At 67.2% G+C, this 15,787-nt stretch carries 13 protein-coding genes; 4 read left to right on the plus strand and 9 right to left on the minus strand.

What is annotated here, in order from left to right; translation table 11 throughout:
• Positions 1-174 precede the first annotated feature (174 nt).
• Both QPK32_RS16865 and QPK32_RS16870 read right to left on the minus strand, forming a co-directional pair.
• On the minus strand, positions 175-3,051 hold the full coding sequence (locus QPK32_RS16865) for a hypothetical protein (protein ID WP_290413951.1): 2,877 nt from the start codon (positions 3,049-3,051) through the stop codon (positions 175-177).
• The gene (locus QPK32_RS16870; protein WP_290413952.1) at positions 3,048-3,584 is read right to left on the minus strand and encodes a PEP-CTERM sorting domain-containing protein; all 537 of its coding nucleotides are present in this window, start codon (positions 3,582-3,584) and stop codon (positions 3,048-3,050) included. Before QPK32_RS16870 ends, QPK32_RS16865 begins: the two co-directional genes overlap by 4 nt.
• Positions 3,585-3,828: 244 nt before the next feature.
• On the opposite strand from QPK32_RS16870, the gene QPK32_RS16875 reads away from it, so the two are divergent.
• On the plus strand, positions 3,829-4,269 hold the full coding sequence (locus QPK32_RS16875) for a hypothetical protein (RefSeq protein ID WP_290413953.1): 441 nt from the start codon (positions 3,829-3,831) through the stop codon (positions 4,267-4,269).
• 91 nt (positions 4,270-4,360) lie between these two features.
• On the opposite strand, the gene QPK32_RS16880 is transcribed toward QPK32_RS16875, so the two are convergent.
• The 3 genes from QPK32_RS16880 to QPK32_RS16890 all read right to left on the minus strand — a co-directional run bounded on the left by QPK32_RS16880 (position 4,361) and on the right by QPK32_RS16890 (position 9,990).
• Positions 4,361-7,525, minus strand: coding sequence for a S8 family serine peptidase (locus QPK32_RS16880; RefSeq protein WP_290413954.1), 3,165 nt, complete (start codon positions 7,523-7,525; stop codon positions 4,361-4,363).
• Between the two features lie 18 nt (positions 7,526-7,543).
• Positions 7,544-8,323: an NF038120 family PEP-CTERM protein gene (locus QPK32_RS16885; protein WP_290413955.1), complete on the minus strand. Its 780-nt coding sequence runs from the start codon at positions 8,321-8,323 to the stop codon at positions 7,544-7,546.
• Between the two features lie 557 nt (positions 8,324-8,880).
• Positions 8,881-9,990 (minus strand): alkene reductase, encoded by a 1,110-nt coding sequence (locus QPK32_RS16890; RefSeq protein ID WP_290413956.1) that lies wholly within the window; start codon positions 9,988-9,990, stop codon positions 8,881-8,883.
• A gap of 163 nt (positions 9,991-10,153) precedes the next feature.
• Here QPK32_RS16890 and QPK32_RS16895 point away from each other — a divergent pair, with 163 nt between their 5' ends.
• The 3 genes from QPK32_RS16895 to QPK32_RS16905 all read left to right on the plus strand — a co-directional run bounded on the left by QPK32_RS16895 (position 10,154) and on the right by QPK32_RS16905 (position 12,679).
• Positions 10,154-11,074, plus strand: coding sequence for a LysR family transcriptional regulator (locus QPK32_RS16895; RefSeq protein ID WP_290413957.1), 921 nt, complete (start codon positions 10,154-10,156; stop codon positions 11,072-11,074).
• 23 nt (positions 11,075-11,097) lie between these two features.
• Positions 11,098-11,646 (plus strand): lipocalin family protein, encoded by a 549-nt coding sequence (locus QPK32_RS16900; RefSeq protein ID WP_290413958.1) that lies wholly within the window; start codon positions 11,098-11,100, stop codon positions 11,644-11,646.
• Between the two features lie 127 nt (positions 11,647-11,773).
• Positions 11,774-12,679 (plus strand): helix-turn-helix domain-containing protein, encoded by a 906-nt coding sequence (locus QPK32_RS16905; protein ID WP_290413959.1) that lies wholly within the window; start codon positions 11,774-11,776, stop codon positions 12,677-12,679.
• Here the strand turns inward: QPK32_RS16905 and QPK32_RS16910 are convergent.
• The 4 genes from QPK32_RS16910 to QPK32_RS16925 form a co-directional block, all read right to left on the minus strand.
• The gene (locus QPK32_RS16910; protein WP_290413960.1) at positions 12,666-13,523 is read right to left on the minus strand and encodes a DUF3626 domain-containing protein; all 858 of its coding nucleotides are present in this window, start codon (positions 13,521-13,523) and stop codon (positions 12,666-12,668) included. The two genes, QPK32_RS16905 and QPK32_RS16910, sit on opposite strands and share 14 nt — an antisense overlap.
• The gene (locus QPK32_RS16915) at positions 13,507-14,043 is read right to left on the minus strand and encodes a DUF2058 domain-containing protein (protein WP_290413961.1); all 537 of its coding nucleotides are present in this window, start codon (positions 14,041-14,043) and stop codon (positions 13,507-13,509) included. The genes QPK32_RS16910 and QPK32_RS16915 overlap by 17 nt, the downstream gene beginning before the upstream one ends.
• 75 nt (positions 14,044-14,118) lie before the next feature.
• Entirely contained in the window at positions 14,119-15,264 is a 1,146-nt protein-coding gene (locus QPK32_RS16920) for a PHB depolymerase family esterase (protein WP_290413962.1), read from the minus strand.
• A gap of 8 nt (positions 15,265-15,272) precedes the next feature.
• Positions 15,273-15,692 (minus strand): CopG family transcriptional regulator, encoded by a 420-nt coding sequence (locus tag QPK32_RS16925; protein WP_290413963.1) that lies wholly within the window; start codon positions 15,690-15,692, stop codon positions 15,273-15,275.
• Positions 15,693-15,787: the final 95 nt, after the last annotated feature.

Consider the following 15,787-nt stretch of genomic DNA (forward strand, 5'->3'; position numbering starts at 1 on the left):
CTCTCCGTGAATGGCTGGAGCCGATTCCACATCGCCGCAGCGTCCCCCGGCTCGTCGGCCGGATAAGATAACGCGCGCCGGCCCAACTGGGCGCCCGAAGAAAACGGCATGCCGTTCCTTGCGGAGCGGCATGCCGTGCATTGCCGGACAGGCCGGCATGGGCCTGTCGGTGTGTCAGGGATGCGCAGTGGTGCTCAGGTGCCAGTGGTGCATGTGGCTCGCGGCGACCTGGACCCGGGCCGGCTTGTTCCAGGCCTCGATACCTGGAATGGCCAGGGCGGGCGTTCCCGCGAACTTGCCGTCGACCAGCGCCAGCTTGATGAACGATTGCCCGATATAGATGTGCCGGGTGCTCGCCGATGCCGCTTCGTTGGCCATGTTGTTGCGGTTGGCCGTAATCCAGGCCTGCAGCGCGGCCAGTTGCGGCTTCTGGGGGGCATTGCTTGCCACTTCCTGCCGTGCCGCGTTGATCATCTGCAGGATGGCGGCGCCTTCGCCCTGGCCGCCCAGGGCTTCGCTGTAGCCGCCCTGCCCGTCCGCGTAGCGCATGTCGATCTGCTGACCGTCGCTGTGCCCGCTATGGCCGAGGATCGAACGGCCGGTTGACGTCTGCGTCACGTGCTGGCCACTGGTGTCGTCGAAGCGGTAGGCACGCGACTGCAGCCAGGCGATCGTCTGGCGCGTGGCCCAGGAATCGCCGCCAGCGTCGCGGCTGCCGTAGCGCCGTCCACCCAGGCCGCTTTCGTTGTTCGCCAGGTACAGCGGCGTGAAGGCCGTGGCGCCGTTGAACGCGACCTGCCCCCCCTCCTGCGGATCGGACGTGACGTCGGTGTCCTCGACCCTCCCCTTGATGCGCACCGTTACCGAGACCTTGCCGCCGGTATTGGCGTCGGCGAAAGCAGGCAGCCTGATGCCGCTGAACTTGATCGTGCCGTTCGTATCGGTATGGGCCTGGCCCATCAGGTTGTCGCTGGAGAACGATGGCGTGCCGTTCGACGAAACGCTGATGTTCACCTCGCTGATCTTGGCGTTGGCGGGCGCGTAGCGGATCTCGAGCGGGATGGTATGGGTACCGTCCGTGCCGTTCAGCGGTACCGACAGGTAGGGCCCCGGCAGGTTGCCTTGCAGGTTCAGCGGCTGCAGCACCGGATGGGCATCCTTGTTCGGCGACGTGAACTTCGCTTCGGTGACCTTCAGGCCCACGCATCCCGTGCTCAGCTCCACCGTGGTGATGGTCGGCAGTGCGCTGTCGCCGATATTGGTCGCGCTGACCTGCCCGGACACGGTGAAGGCGCCGTTCTTGGCCTGGGCGCTGACATCGACGCAGGCGCTGCTGCCGATCGAGCCCTGGGTATAGTGCGACTGGTTGACGGAGCCGCTGGCCGACAGCGATGCGCCCGGCAATCCCGTGATCGCATATGACCACGTGTCGTTGTACTGGCTCTGTTGTGTAGTGTAGACCGGGTACTCCTCCGTGAAGACAGTGATCTTCACGCCGACATTCTGGGTGCCCTTCGGGACCTCGAACGAGATAGGTGTCGTGATCGTCGCGTTCTGCGCGGCGGCGGTGGCACTGAACGTCGTGCCGCCCTGGGCCTGCGTGACGGCAGCGCGGGCGCCGCTACGGTCCGGCGCGGCGATCGAACGTGCCGCGACGGGCGTGCCGTCCTGCTTGACGGTGCTGGCCACGAACGAGGCGCCCTTCGCGGCGCTCGCGGAAGCCAGCGCCTTCTGCATGGAGCCCATGTTGTAGACGATCGACACGTTGGCCACCGTTGCATCCTGCTGGACGATGGTACTGGCCGATACCACGTTCGGGTTATCCAGGTCGTTCAACGTCAGCTGATAGGTATCCGGAATCACATTCGGGAACGTGAAGCCGCCGCTGGCATCGATGACGGCGACCTGGCGCAGGCGCTGGTTGAAGCCGCGCAGCAGCATCTTCCTGCCCGCCAGGCCGGTCACGGCCGCGCCCTGCGGCGAGACGAGCTTGCCCTGCAGCGTCGCCCCCTTGCCCGCTGCCAGCATCTGGTACACGGCGGCGAACTCTCCGTCGGCCGAGACGAAGTTCAGCGACACGTTGAGCGCGCCCGACGGTAGCGCAGCCAGGAGTTGCTGCAGCTTTGCGCCCTGGATCGTGAAACTGCCGGCGACAGGGTCGAACGTCCAGTACGGCTTCAGGCTCAGCAGGGTGTTGTTCGCGCCCAGCACGATCCCGTCGCTGTCCTGCGCCAGGTCGAGCCCACTGGCGCCTGCGAGCTTGAAGGTCAGCGGGTTGCCCGAGAAGCTGTTGTTCGGCCCGAGCCCCGCCACCGACAAAGTGGGCAGCGGCTTGCCGTCGCTGCCGTCCTCGTTCGGCTCCACGTAGACCAGCGGGGTCGCGGGACGGTCGCTAAGGATCGTCAGCGCCAGGACCGTGCTCGTGCCGCCCTTGACGAGGGTGAACTCGGCATGCTGGGGCGCGCCGGTGTCGCCCGGCGTCGAGAAGCGCAAGGTGCCGTCCTTGAGCAGCACGTCGCTCACAGCGCCGCTGACGGTGACCTTGTCGGCACCGTCGGGCAGGCCGATATCGGCAAGCGCGAGCACCACGACCTCGGCCGGCTTGACCGGTTCGAGTTCCATGACGGCGCTGGACGCGATGTTCCAGGCCAGCCCGGCCGCATCGAACGGGATGGTGCGGTCGATGCGCAGGATGATCGTGTCCTGCGGGCTGACGCTGGCGCCCGCGCCGATGCTGCCGGCGGCGACCTGTCCGTCGATGACGGTGACACCGTTCGGCACGCCCGTCAGCACCGCCTGGACATTGGCGGCAGCGGCACCGTTGTTACGGATGCTGACCTGGTAGGTGTACTCGTACACCGTACGGTTAACGCGCGTTTCTCCCAGCTTCTGCAGCCCGGTCACCTCGAACTGGGCGCTGGCGGCCTTGTGGGAAACGGATGCCAGCATGCGCGGCGTATCGCTGCCGCCATCCTGGGCGGATTGCCCGCAGGCGGCAAGCAGTCCGAGCGCCGCGAGCGCGAGCGCCATGCTCCAAGAACGCATGTTCATCGTGCGCCTCCGTTGCGGCGGCGTTGCAGGACTCCGGCGGCCAGGCCGAGCCCGACCAGACCGAGCGTGCCCGGCAAGGGAATCGCAGCACTGTCGGTCAGGCCGCTATCGATCTCCACGAACGTCGCGGGATCGACGATCGAGAACGGCTGGCGTTCAGGCAGGCCCAAGCCGGCGTAGTCGAAGGATACGGAGAACCCGGCCAGCGAAGCACCGGCCGCGATGCCCTCGCCCAGGGCGAGGCCGTCGAGGAAGCCGGCGGCAGGAATGCCGCTGTCCGGCTGGATCAGCAGCAAGTCCCACCCGGCCACGGTAGATTCGTCGACCAGATTGGCGAACATCTTTTCGTTGAAATAGATTGTGAATTCCTGTAGCGATTGCGACAGGCTGTCGTTATGGATCGTGTAGTCGTAGCGCCAGCGATGTTCGCCCAACTGGGTCGTACTGTAAGACAGCGTGGTCGCTTGCGCGCACGTCACGCCGAAAGACAACAAGAACAAAAACTTCGTAAGGAATTTGCGGAACATCTTCATATGACCTCCCTAGTGAATGAAGCAAGTCAATACAAAGCACTAAGTGTTCCAGCAACAGTATCTCAACAGAAATAAACTACGCAACAAGTACTTACGAATGTGACGCATGCGAAGCGCATGACGCCATGTTTCGCGTGTCAATTTTCCCGACACTTATTTACCCGGCAGGGATTTGCGGCGCACGCCAGCTCGGCCGCAACCGTGCGGGCTTGCCAAGCCGCCACGGCCGCGCGATCATGGCCGCATGACCCATCAATCCATTTCCGTTCGCTCCCTGCTTGCCACCGCCCTGCTGCTGCTGGCCAGCAGCGCGTGCAGCAGCGACGCGCCGCGCGCCGATGCACCCGCGCCCGCCTCCGCTCCCGCCACGCCCGCCAGCCTGCTGGCCGCCATCGAGGCCGAGCGCGGCGCTGCGTCGTGCGACAGCGACGCCCAGTGCCGCACCATCGGCGTCGGCGCCAAGGCCTGCGGCGGACCGGAACGCTACCTGGCCTGGTCCAGCAAGGATGGCGACGGCAGCCGCCTGAAAACGCTGGTGGAACAGCATGCGGCGCTGCGCCGCCAGGAAGACGCGGCGAGCGGCATGATGTCGACCTGTAACCTCATACCCGACCCCGGCGCCACCTGCCAGGCCGGCCAATGCGTGCTGCGCCCGCCGGGCCTGGGCGGCAGCCAGGCGCGCTGACCGTTCCGCCCCTTCCTTCCAATAAAAAAGCCGCGGCGGGTGCCGCGGCTTTTGTCGCTGGAACCGCCCGCAGGCGGTCCCGCATGCTGCATCACTTGGTGCCGACGATCTTGTTGGTCGCGTTGTTAAACACCGGCAGCGGGTCGGTCGTGTCGATGTCCAGGACGGTCGTGCCCAGCAGGGTCGAACCGTTCATGTAGCCGACCGAGCCGAGATAGCGCTTGCCCGTCGCCAGGCCCGCCCAGCCCACCGTGACCGACGCGGTGCCGGCGATGGTGACGGCGCTCGGCGCGCTGACCTTCAGGTTGCTGCTGGCCGTGGCCGGGTTTACCAGCCAGGACGACAGCTTGTAGCTGGTGGACGCGGTCTCCGGCGCATAGCCGACGACGCAGACGCGGTAGGTGCCCGCCACCGGGTTGGTCAGCGTGACCATCTCGTTGCTGGTGCCGCTGCCGCTGCTGCCGACGATGCTGGTGCCGCGCAGCACGACCATGTCGAGGTCGGAACGGGCCTTGCCGTCGCCCGTGTCGGCGTCGAACAGCGCGAAGCGGGCCACCGAGATGCCGGCCGGGACCGCGAAGTCGTGCACGACCACGCCGGCACCGCCGCCGTTGTAGCACAGCAGCTCGTTGTTGGCGTTCTCGCTGATGTCGGCCTGGCCGACGCTCTTCCCGGCCTGGGTCGCCGGGATCAGGCCGCCCTTGGCGACGGACATTGCGCCGCTGAAGCCGGTGCCGATGCTGAGCACCTTGCTGCCGCTGGGCGCTTCGCTGTAGGCCGTGGCCGGTGCCGACAGCGAGGCGCCGCGCGCGATCAGCGGGCTGCGCACGACGTGGGTGCCGTCGGTCCAGGTCAGCTTGCCGTACTTCCAGGTGTTCTGCTCGGCGGTGGTGCGGTTCAGCTTGACCTGGAAGCTGCCCTTGGCGCCCGGCGCCAGCGTCAGCGTCGCCGGGACGACCTGCACGGTGAAGCCCGGCAGTTCGGCGCTGGCCGTATAGGTCGCCGCGGTCGCGCCGACGTTGGTGACGGTGCGGTTCAGGGTCAGCGAGCCGAGCACGTTGGCGGCCGTCAGCGATGCCAGGTTCAGGTCGTATGCCGGAATCGTGCCGATGGCGTTGCAGGTCGCGGTGTTGTAGACGCCGGCGCCGATGCCGCACAGGAAGCGCGCATAGTCGATCTCGGACGCATCGTAGACCAGGCCCGGATCGGCGGCCGCGGTCGGGGCGATGTGGCCGGCGCCCTGGGCCCACGGCAGCGTGCCGGTGGTACGGGCGGTGGCATCCCACGAGACGGCGCCGTCCAGGCCGTCGCTCTGGGTGTCGTAGGCGGTGGTCATCAGCGCCGACTTGATCATGGCCGGGCTCCAGTCCGGATGGCGCTGCTTCAGCACGGCGGCGATGCCGGCCACGTGCGGCGAGGCCATCGAGGTGCCGGTGTAGAACGCGAAGTCCTTGACCGTCGCTTCGGCGCCGGCGGCGATCGCGTTGCGCTGCTCGCGGGTGATGTCGGCGCTGACGGCGGCCAGGATGTCGGTGCCGGGCGCGGTGAGGTCCGGCTTCATGATGTTGGCGTTGGCCACGTTCGGGCCGCGCGAGGAACTGTTGTTCATCACGGGCGCCTTCACGCTCGGGTCGACGATGCCGCGCAGGTTGCCCAGCGCGGCGGTGGCGCTGCCCGGGTTGGCCGCGATGTAGTCCTTGACCTTGGCGCCGTCTTCCGCGGTGATGTGGACCGTCGACAGCGAGTGCGCCTGGTTCAGGATGCTGGCGTTGCCGCCTTCGACGTTGGCGATGATGACGCCCGCCGCGCCGGCCGTCTTCGCGTTGGCGCTCTTGTTGACCAGCACGTTGTCGCCGCGGTCGCAGACGAGGATCTTGCCGCTCACCTTGGCCGGATCGAGCAGCTCGGTCGGCGCGACGGTGTCCGCGGGGCCGAAGCAGCGGTTCAGGTTGGCGTTGGCCGGGTCGACGCCCGCCTTGCCGGCATCCCTGGCCAGGATCAGTTGCGAGGTCGGCGTGTTGGCATTGCCGGACGCGCCCGTCACGGTGACGCCGTTGCCCAGCACGGCGTCGCCCGCGTACAGGCGGTTGTGGGTCGAGTTGCCGACGGTGGTCAGCCACGGGCTGATGTGCGAGGCCGGCGCCGTCGACGGGCCGGAGTTGCCGGCCGACGCGGCGACGAACACGCCGGCGGACGCGGCGCCCAGGAAGGCGACCTCGGTCGCTTCGCTGAACGAGCCGCCGCCCGCGTTCGGGCCGATCGAGAAGTTGATGACGTTGACGCCGTCCACCACGGCCTGCTCGATCGCCGCCACGCTGTTCGAGGTGGCGCAGCCGTTCTGCGCGGTGGCCGCGTCGGTCCAGCACACCTTATAGGCGGCGATGCGGGCGCGCGGCGCCATGCCGCTGATCTTGCCCAGGCCGACGCCGCCCGAGTAGGCGGTCACGTGGGCATTGCCGCCCGCCGTGCTGGCCGTGTGGTCGCCGTGGCCGCCTTCGCCGCTGGCGCCGCCGACCGAATCGCGGCCCGAGCGGAATTCGCTCCAGTGCAGCGCGGCGCTCGAGTTGCGGAACGAGCGGATGCCGATCAGCTTGTTGTTGCAGTCGCTGGCCTTGATGCCTTCGCCGATTTCGCAGGTGCCTTTCCAGGTGGCCGGCGGTGCGGTATAGGCGAGCTTGCTGCCGCCGCGGGTCGGGTTGCCGTTCTCGTCGACGCGGTCGGCGAAGCTGTCGTGCTCCGGCCAGATGCCGCCGTCGACGATGCCGATGATGATGCCCTCGCCGGCCTTGTCCTGGCCGCCGACCTGTTCCCACAGGCTGCCGGACTTGTCCAGGCCGAGGAAGGTCGGGGTGTAGCTCGTGTCGAGCTTCATGATCGAGTCGGCCGTGATGTTGACCACGCCGGCCTGCTTCTTCAGCGCGCGCACTTCGGCGTCGGTCAGCATGGCCGAGAAGCCGTTGAAGACGACGTTGAAGTTGTTGGTGACGGGGGCCTTGCCCACGACGGCCAGCACATCGGCCTTCTTCTTCTCGAGGTAGGCGACGTAGTTCTGGACGGTGGCAGCGTTGACGTTCAGGCGCTGGCCCGTGGCGGGCTTGGTCGCGGCCAGTCCGGCGACGTCGCCGGTATAGGTGGCGACCGGCTTGTCGGACAGCTGGATGATGTAGGAACGGCGCACGTCGTCGGCGAGCGACGGGGTGGTGGCGGCGACGGCCAGCGCGAACAGGACCGCCGAGGTAATGGGACGCAGTTTCATGGGTCGGATCCTTGGCAATCAGGCGTTGGCGGACGAGGCGTTCGACTTGCGGCGGCGCAGCGCGAGGGCGCCGGCGCCCAGGCCCAGCAGGGCCAGGCTGCCCGGCTCCGGCACTTCGGCCAGCGCGATGTTGTCGATGCCGAACTGGGCCTGGTTCAGGATCGGGCTGCCCTCCGCCGGATACACGCACGACAGGCTGCCGTCGTCGCCGTCGACGTTGACGCAGGCGCGGATGGTCAGGCTGGTCAGGGTGGCGTTCAAAAAGTCGCTGCCCAGCTGCGCGGCACCGAAGCTCGGGTGGCCGTCGACGTAGCCGGGGAAGTCCAGGCTGGCGGAAATGGTGGAGCCGTCCATGAGCGTGCCGACCAGGTTCAGGGCGCCGTACGAGAAATCGTCCAGGCCGCCCACCGGGGCGAGGAAGGAATAGTCGAAGCCAGTCAGGCGGAAACCCCAGTTATTGCGGGTCAGGACGATGCCGCCGTCGTTCACGCCCAGGTAGTAGTAGCTGTTGTTGCCGGTCGGGCAGCCGTCGGCCGAGCAGGTGTAGGGGTCATTGCCGTTGACGATGACGCCCGCGCCGCCCTTGCCGTTGCCATGGTTGTCGACGACCGTCAGCGTGTAGTCGCCATTGAACATCTGTTCGCCGCCGTTGAGCGGGAACGGCATCTCGTTCTCGAAATTCAGCACGGTCGCCATGGCCGGCGTCGCCGCCAGCATGGTCAGCGCCGTCGTGACGCCCAGTGCAAGTTTGGTGAGCCCGGAACGGGCGGTGGAACGCGTACTGAAGATCGTGGTCATTATCTCTCTCGCTGTAGTGAACCGGACCATGTCGCCATGGCACGGGGGTGTTTTTTTACTAATTCACACGGCTTTTTACTCTAGCAAGAAACACAATTTATGTAGAACAAATTTTCTCAAATTAAATTTATATATAGAACAATACGCAAAATAAGATTTGGATTTCCCTATGAAAACCGCATTCTCACCTGTCATCGAATTGTCGTTTTTTAATTACAACTCATTGCACATAGAAAAAAACATCGACACGCTCGGCGGAAAATGATAGCTATTTCTTAACGCAAATAGACATAAAATAATTAAATAAAAGAAATTAAATGATGATTTTCATTGCACCAAAAACCATCCTTCGCGCACGAAAATGAATGGAAATGTCGCGTGCCGCGCGGCCCGACGCACCGGAACGACGCGCGAGCGGCACCGCCCATGGAAACGATGGGCGAAACAGCGGCACCCCTGCGACATGGACGTCCGTCGATGCTGCGCCGCGCAATCCCGCCGGCACAAAATAAAAAACGGCGCCGCAGCGCCGTCGAGGGGGTGGCATCGAAGCCGGGTCAGGCCGCCTGCTCCAATGCCGGATAGTCGGTATAGCCTTCCGCGCCGAAGGTATAGAAGGTCTGCGGATTCGGCGCATTGAGCGGCGCATCCAGCTTCAGGCGCTGCACCAGGTCCGGGTTGGCGATGTAGGCACGGCCGAAGGCGACGGCATCGGCGGCGCCGGACTGCACGGCATCGATCGCCATCTGGCGGGCGTAGCCGTTGTTGGCGATGTAGGTGCCCTTGAAGGTCTTGCGGGCCCAGGCGAAGTCGAAGCCCGGCACGTCGCGCGGGCCGCCCGTGGCGCCTTCGATGAAGTGGATGAAGGCGATGCCGCGCGCATTCAATTGCTCTACCAGGTAGCCGAACACGGCCTGCGGGTTGCTGTCGCGGGCATCGTTCACGGGCGTCACAGGCGACAGGCGGATGCCCACGCGGCCGGCGCCGATCTCGGCGGCCACGGCGTCGACCACTTCCAGCGCGAAGCGGGCGCGGTTCTCGACCGAGCCGCCGTAGCCGTCGGTGCGCTTGTTGGAGCCGTCGCGGATGAACTGGTCGATCAGGTAGCCGTTGGCGCCGTGGATCTCCACGCCGTCGAAGCCGGCGCGGATCGCATTGGCGGCGCCGCGGCGGAATTCGTCGATCACGGCGCGGATGTCGTCCTCGCTCAGCGCGCGCGGGGTTGGCATGTCGACCTTGCCGTCATGCGTGTAGGCGACGGCGTCGGGCTTGACGGGGGACGGGGCGACGGGTTCGGCGCCGCCCGTCAAAGCCGGATGGGTGATGCGGCCCACGTGCCAGATCTGCGCGACGATCTTCGAACCGGCCGCGTGCACGGCCGCGGTGATCGGCTTCCAGCCCTCGACCTGGGCGTCCGAATAGATGCCGGGGGTCGCCATATAGCCCTTGCCGACCGGGGACACCTGGGTGCCCTCGCTGATGATCAGGCCGGCGTTGCTGCGCTGGCGGTAGTACTCGACGTTCATCGGGCTGCCCGGGACGTCGCCGGCCGCCTCGTCCGCGCGGCTGCGGGTGAGCGGCGCCATGACGACGCGGTTGGCGACCTCGATGTCGCCGATGCGGGTGGGCTGGAACAGCAGGAAGGGTTCGTTTGCGCTGGTTGCCATCGTTCGTCCTTTGATGAAGAGGAAATGATGAAGGGGCCGCGTTCGCCGAATGATTGGCGTAGCGGCCCCGTGCATTGATGCCATTATGCCCATTCCCGACCGGATCAAATAGTCAATACGAGTGATATGATTTATTCCTGACAGGAATGGGAGAGAGCACACGATGGACCGCTTGCGCCTGATGGAAACCTTTTGCCGCGTCGTCGAGAGCGGCAGCTTCTCGGCCGTGGCGCGCGAGGAGATGACGACCCAGTCGGCGATCAGCAAGCAGGTGCAGGCGCTGGAAAACCAGCTCGGCGCCCGGCTGCTGGTGCGCTCCACGCGCAGCCATTCGCTCACCGAGGCCGGCCAGTTGTACTACGAGCGCTGCCGCCAGGTGCTCGATACGCTCGACGAAGCGCGCCTGGAAGTGCAGCGCGCCGAGCACGACATCGGCGGGCTGCTGCGCGTGTCGGCGCCGGCCGCCTTCGGCCGTCTGCACATCGTGCCGCGCCTGCAGGAGTTCTACGCGCGCTATCCGCGCATGCGCATCGACCTGGTGCTCGACGACGCCTTCGTCGACCTGGTGGCGGCCGGCGTCGACGTCGCCTTCCGCGTCGGCGAACTGAAGGACAGCCGCCTGGTCGCGCGCCGCATCGGCACGGCGCACCGCGCCATCCTGGCGTCGCCGTCCTACCTGGAGCGCCACGGCGAGCCGCAGCATCCGGACGAGCTGGCCCGGCACCACTGCGTGCTGTACACGGGCCTGTCCAACGAGTGGGCCTTCATCGACGAGGACGGCGCGCCGCTGACGCTGCGGATCAATGCGCGCTTCCAGTCCAACACCTCGGAGGCGACGCGCCAGGCCGTGTGCGAGGGCCTGGGCATCAGCTACTCGACCACCTGGATCTACGGCGCCGACATCCGCGCCGGCCGCGTCAAGCCGATCCTGACGCGGTTCAAGCTGCCGCCGCTGCCGCTGAACGTCGTGTTCCAGCCGGCGCGCCGGCCGTCGCTGAAGGTGAACCGCTTCGTGTCCTATTTCGCCGACGCCTTCGCCCAGGATCCGGACATCGCCCAGATGTTGGAAGGCGCCGCCGGCTGAGCTCACACGGTAAGATGGCGGCCATGAAATACCTGACTCCCCTTCTTCTTTCCGCCCTCCTCGGCGCCTGCGCCGTCGCCCAGGCCGAACCCGCCGCCGCGCCGCGGGTCGTGCCGATCCCGCGCCTCGACGTGCCGCGCTACATGGGCACCTGGTACGAGATCGCCAAGTACCCGAACCGCTTCCAGAAGGACTGCGCCGGCTTCACCACCGCCACCTACACGCTGCAGCCCGACAAGACCGTGCAGGTAGCCAACCGCTGCCGCCGCGCCGGCGGCACGCCCGACCAGGCGATCGGCAGCGCGCGCCAGATCGGCGGTCCCGCTTCCGCCACGCTGAAGGTGCGTTTCGCGCCGCGCTGGCTGTCCTTCCTGCCGATGGTGTGGGGCGACTACTGGGTGATCGACCTCGATCCCGCCTACAGCCTCGTCGCCGTCAGCGAGCCGACACGCGAATACCTGTGGATCCTGTCGCGCACCCCGGCCGTACCGCACGACGCCTACGAGGCGCTGCTCGAGCGCCTGCAGCGCCAGGGCTTCGATCTGTCGAAGCTGGAGAAGACACGCCAGTAGCGGCGCGTGAGGCGCTTCAGAGCCTATTCCGGTAGGCTCTTAGTACAACGCTTCCACCTAAATGCTTGCCAAGGGACGGTTATTTACGGAATATACTTATTTCATTTCTGTAACAACCATCCCGCGCATGAAGACTGCCGCCGCGCGCGTCTCGCGCCTGTACGAAGTGATGGACCTGATGCTGGACTCGGTCGGCGATCCGCTCGCGTTGAAGACGCTGGCGGCGTCGGCCAGCTATTCGTCCTTCCACTTCGACCGCATCTTCCGCGAACTGACGGGCTTCTCGGCCGTCGAGTACCAGAGAAAGCGGCGCCTGCGCCGCGCCGCCCACCTGCTGCGCCACGAACCGGACGTGCCCATCGTGCGCATCGCCCAGGACTGCGGTTTTCCTTCCAACGCGGCCTTCGCCAAGGCCTTCAAGCAGCAATTCGCGATGTCCGCCAAGGCCTGGCGCGAAGGCGGCTGGCGCGACTACATGGACCGCCAGGTCGGGCGCGAGAGCGACGTCAGCTTCTTCGTGGCGGAGCCGGACAACCTGGAAGCGATCCTCGCGCCCTACTGTCCGCCGGAGCCGGGCACGGTGGCCGCGCGCATCGCCGTGCGCAGCCTGCCCGCGCTGACGCTGCGCTACCAGCGCTTCTTCGGCCAATCCGGGGCGGCGCTGTCGATGGCCTGCAATGCCTTCATCCGCGAGCGCGAACGCGCCGATCCCCTGGCCCCCGGCACGCCCTGGTACGGCGTGTTCGACGAGGATCCGGGTTTCACGGGGGAGCGGGAATACTGCTACGACTTCGGCTGCGCCGACGACCACGCGCCCGACCCCGCCCTGGGCCTGCGCACGCTGCCGGCCGGCAGCTACGCCTGCCTGGAATTCTCCGACGAATGGCCGCGCTTCCGCTCGATGTACGAGGACTGGCTGGACAAGCAGGCGGTGTGGCGCCTGGACAGCACCCGCCCGCACATCCAGAGGGTGGAGCGCGGGCCGGACGGACGGTGGCGCGGCTGGCTGGCGCTGCCCGTCAAGAAGCGCTAGCGCCCGCGCCACGCGACAGGTCGCCGAAGCGAGCGAGGTAGTGCCATACCTTCTTGACGTCCTGCGGGTCGTGAACGCCGCCGTTCATGGCCGCGCCGATGCAGGCCGGGTCGAGCCAGCCGTCGCGGGCGATGCGCTCACCCAGGTCGACATAAGCGCGGCCGCGGTAATCCGGATGGCGGCGCAGCGTTTTTACCGCCAGCCGAAAACCCGGATGCCACTCGAGGGCGCAAGGCAGCTTGCGCGCGGCCGCTTCGATGGGCGTGCCGCGGTAGCAGGGATCGAGCACCAGCGCCTCGGCGTCGCGGTCCAGCCGCAGCTCGCCGTGCACGTGCGCCTCGATGTAGTCGTCCAGGGGATCGATCCCGGCGCTCAAGGCGCGCGCCACCAGGTCCATGTGCTGCGCCGTGCCGAAGTGCTCGGGTTCGAACACGCTGTCCGGATGGCAGAATGTGCAGCGCGCCAGCACGTCGGAACGCAGGCGCAGGAAGGCCGAGCCGAAGCGCACGGACGCCCCGGTGGCTCGACGCCGGTAGTCGAGCGCGCCGTATTTCGGCCGCTCGGCCGGATCGGCCGCGTCATAGGCGCCGCCGAAGATGCGTTGTTCCCAGCGCCAGCGCGCGTCGCCGGGAGAGGCACCGAGCCCGCCGTTGCTGGTGCCGGTCTCGAACTGGGAACGGTAGATGCCGTCGTCGGCCAGCACGGCCAGCACCGGTTTCCCGTGGTGCAGGCGGTCGGGATGGAAATTCACCGTGACGCGCAGGCACGGGTCGAGCGCCGCTCCGCCGCTGAGGGCTGCGACATGGGCGATGGCCCGGGCCTGGATGTCACCAATCGAAGTCATCCGGGATCTTGAAGTCCTTGTACGGATCGTCCTCGTCCGCCACCGCCTCGACCTTGTTGACGCGCACCACGCGTTCCGGCGCGCGCTCGGCGATCTTCTCGGCGATCACGCGCGGCACCAGCTCGAAGGCGCCGTTCAGTTCGACGATGGACAGGCGCCCGGCGACCAGGTGCCCCCGCACGGCTTCCGACACGTGGATGCGTTCGACCTTGGTGCCGATCGTGAAGTTATAAGGGATGTCGCCCTTGCCCTTGGGCTGGCGGTTGACCTGCACCATCTGGGCGATCTGGGCGAGGACGGCTTTCTGTGCGGCGGCGGCGTCGCGCTCGGCGTTCAGCGCGCGGGCGCGCTCGGCCTGCTGGCGCTGGGCTTCCAGCGCCGCCTCGCGCGACTCGTTGACGCTGGTGACGCCGGTGCGGCGCTCGATCTTCTGCTGCTTGCTCTTTTCCTGGTTGGCGACCTTGACCTTCTTCTTGTCGACCAGGCCGGCCTTCATCAGCTGCTCTTGCAGGGAAACCATGTTACTGCTCCGTATGAAAGGATGCGCCGACGGGCGCTCGAAGCCGCCAGCATAGCAAAACGCCCTGCCCCCGGGCTAGTCCAGGTGCTGCTGCAGGAAGAAGCGCAGCATCTCGGCCGAGGCGTCCGGTCCGCCGGCATCCGTGTACGAGCCGGCCGGACTGCCGCCCGACCAGGCGTGGCCGGCACCGTGCAGCACCCAGTGTTCGGCCACGGCGCGGCCGTCCCCGTCCAGCGCCGTCGTCCGCGTATGGGTGCGGCCGGCGGCACCGGTACCGCCCTCCTCGATCGTGCGCAGCTGCTTGCCGTCGCCCGAGAACTGGGCCAGCACGGCGGCGCCGTTGGACGGGTGCACGACGGCGTCGGCGTCGCCATGGAACACGATCACGGGCACGCGCCCGCGCGGAGCCTGGCAACCCTTGCGGCCACGGCTGCCCTTCATCGCGTTCAGGCCCGACATCAGGTCGTGCGCGCTGCCGGCCGCCAGGCCCGAATGCACCCCCACGGCCGCGAACAGGCCGGGGTGGGACGCCGCCAGGATCGCGGCCATCGCGCCGCCCGCGGACAGGCCCGCCACATAGACCCGCCGCGCATCGCCGCCGTGCGTGCCCAGCACGTCGCGCACCATGCCCGCCAGGATGGCCGGCTCGCCGGCCTCGTGCGACTGGTGCTGCGCCTCGAACCAGTTCCAGCAATTAGAGCCGTTGGCGCTGCGCGCCTGTTCCGGGTAGAGCACGAGGCAGCCGTGGCGCTCGGCCAGCGCGTTCATCGCGGTGCCGGCGGCGAAGTCGGCGGCGTCCTGCTTGCATCCGTGCAGCATGACGACGAGGGGACGCGGCCCGGTGGCCGGCGCCGCCGGCACGTACAGGCGGTACTGGCGGCTGCCGGCGCCGTTGGCGAATTCGCCGTGCAGGAACTGGCACGGCGCTGCCGGATCGGCCTGCGGCGCGCGTGCACGGGCCTGGCCCGCCTGCGGCATCTTGAAGTGTTTCGCCCAGTCGGGTGCCGCGTTCAGGTCGACGAAGGGCTTTCCGACCGGCTGGCGCGCTTGCGGCTGCGGTTGCTGTGCCCGTGGCTGCGACGGAGCGGCAGCGGCGCCCGGCAGCAGTCCCGCGCTGCGCAGCGCGTCCTGGATGATGGCGGTGGCGGCAAGTGGATCCTTGCCCCGACTGTTGCGGACGGCCTGCAGCAGGTCGCCGACGAAGTTGTCGTTGAGTTTCATGGAATGTCCTAGGAAGTGTGGATGCGGTCCGCCAGCGCGGCCTTGACGGCGGCGGGGGCGAGGAAGGCGCCGAGCACGCGCAGCGAGGCGATCGCCCGGCGCGCCAGCTCGGGGCTGACGTCGTCGTCGATCGTCGCCAGGCCCAGCACGTGGATCTCGAGCTGCTCGCCGGCGGCGGCGACGCGTTCCAGCTCGTCCCTGGCATAGCGCTGCATGCCCATGACGAAGCGCTTGCGCACCACGGTCTGGCGGATGGCGTCCTGGTGCTGCTGCAGCTGGTTGCGGATGGCGGTGCGGACGAAGTCGGTGCGGTTCGTATAGAAGCCTTCCTCGACCAGCAGGTCCATCTGGGCCAGGTCGACCAGGCCCAGGTTGATCGTCACCTTGTCGGTGTCCGGCAGTTTCGCTTTGCTGTCGACGAGTTTCATGGCATGGCCTTTTTCGATTTCATACTCCCTTTATACTCCAACCAGAGTATAAAAGTCGTTTTTCATCCAAAAAAGGCCGTGCCGGGATACGGAAC

It is taken from the genome of Massilia sp. YIM B02763, from assembly GCF_030412015.1.
Lineage (GTDB): Bacteria > Pseudomonadota > Gammaproteobacteria > Burkholderiales > Burkholderiaceae_D > Telluria.

Coding starts and splice junctions, on each gene's coding strand:
- QPK32_RS16865 (WP_290413951.1), bottom strand. CDS start 3,051: ATGAACATGCGTTCTTGGAGCATGGCGCTCGCGCTCGCGGCGCTCGGA.
- QPK32_RS16870 (WP_290413952.1), bottom strand. CDS start 3,584: ATGAAGATGTTCCGCAAATTCCTTACGAAGTTTTTGTTCTTGTTGTCT.
- QPK32_RS16875 (WP_290413953.1), top strand. CDS start 3,829: ATGACCCATCAATCCATTTCCGTTCGCTCCCTGCTTGCCACCGCCCTG.
- QPK32_RS16880 (WP_290413954.1), bottom strand. CDS start 7,525: ATGAAACTGCGTCCCATTACCTCGGCGGTCCTGTTCGCGCTGGCCGTC.
- QPK32_RS16885 (WP_290413955.1), bottom strand. CDS start 8,323: ATGACCACGATCTTCAGTACGCGTTCCACCGCCCGTTCCGGGCTCACC.
- QPK32_RS16890 (WP_290413956.1), bottom strand. CDS start 9,990: ATGGCAACCAGCGCAAACGAACCCTTCCTGCTGTTCCAGCCCACCCGC.
- QPK32_RS16895 (WP_290413957.1), top strand. CDS start 10,154: ATGGACCGCTTGCGCCTGATGGAAACCTTTTGCCGCGTCGTCGAGAGC.
- QPK32_RS16900 (WP_290413958.1), top strand. CDS start 11,098: ATGAAATACCTGACTCCCCTTCTTCTTTCCGCCCTCCTCGGCGCCTGC.
- QPK32_RS16905 (WP_290413959.1), top strand. CDS start 11,774: ATGAAGACTGCCGCCGCGCGCGTCTCGCGCCTGTACGAAGTGATGGAC.
- QPK32_RS16910 (WP_290413960.1), bottom strand. CDS start 13,523: ATGACTTCGATTGGTGACATCCAGGCCCGGGCCATCGCCCATGTCGCA.
- QPK32_RS16915 (WP_290413961.1), bottom strand. CDS start 14,043: ATGGTTTCCCTGCAAGAGCAGCTGATGAAGGCCGGCCTGGTCGACAAG.
- QPK32_RS16920 (WP_290413962.1), bottom strand. CDS start 15,264: ATGAAACTCAACGACAACTTCGTCGGCGACCTGCTGCAGGCCGTCCGC.
- QPK32_RS16925 (WP_290413963.1), bottom strand. CDS start 15,692: ATGAAACTCGTCGACAGCAAAGCGAAACTGCCGGACACCGACAAGGTG.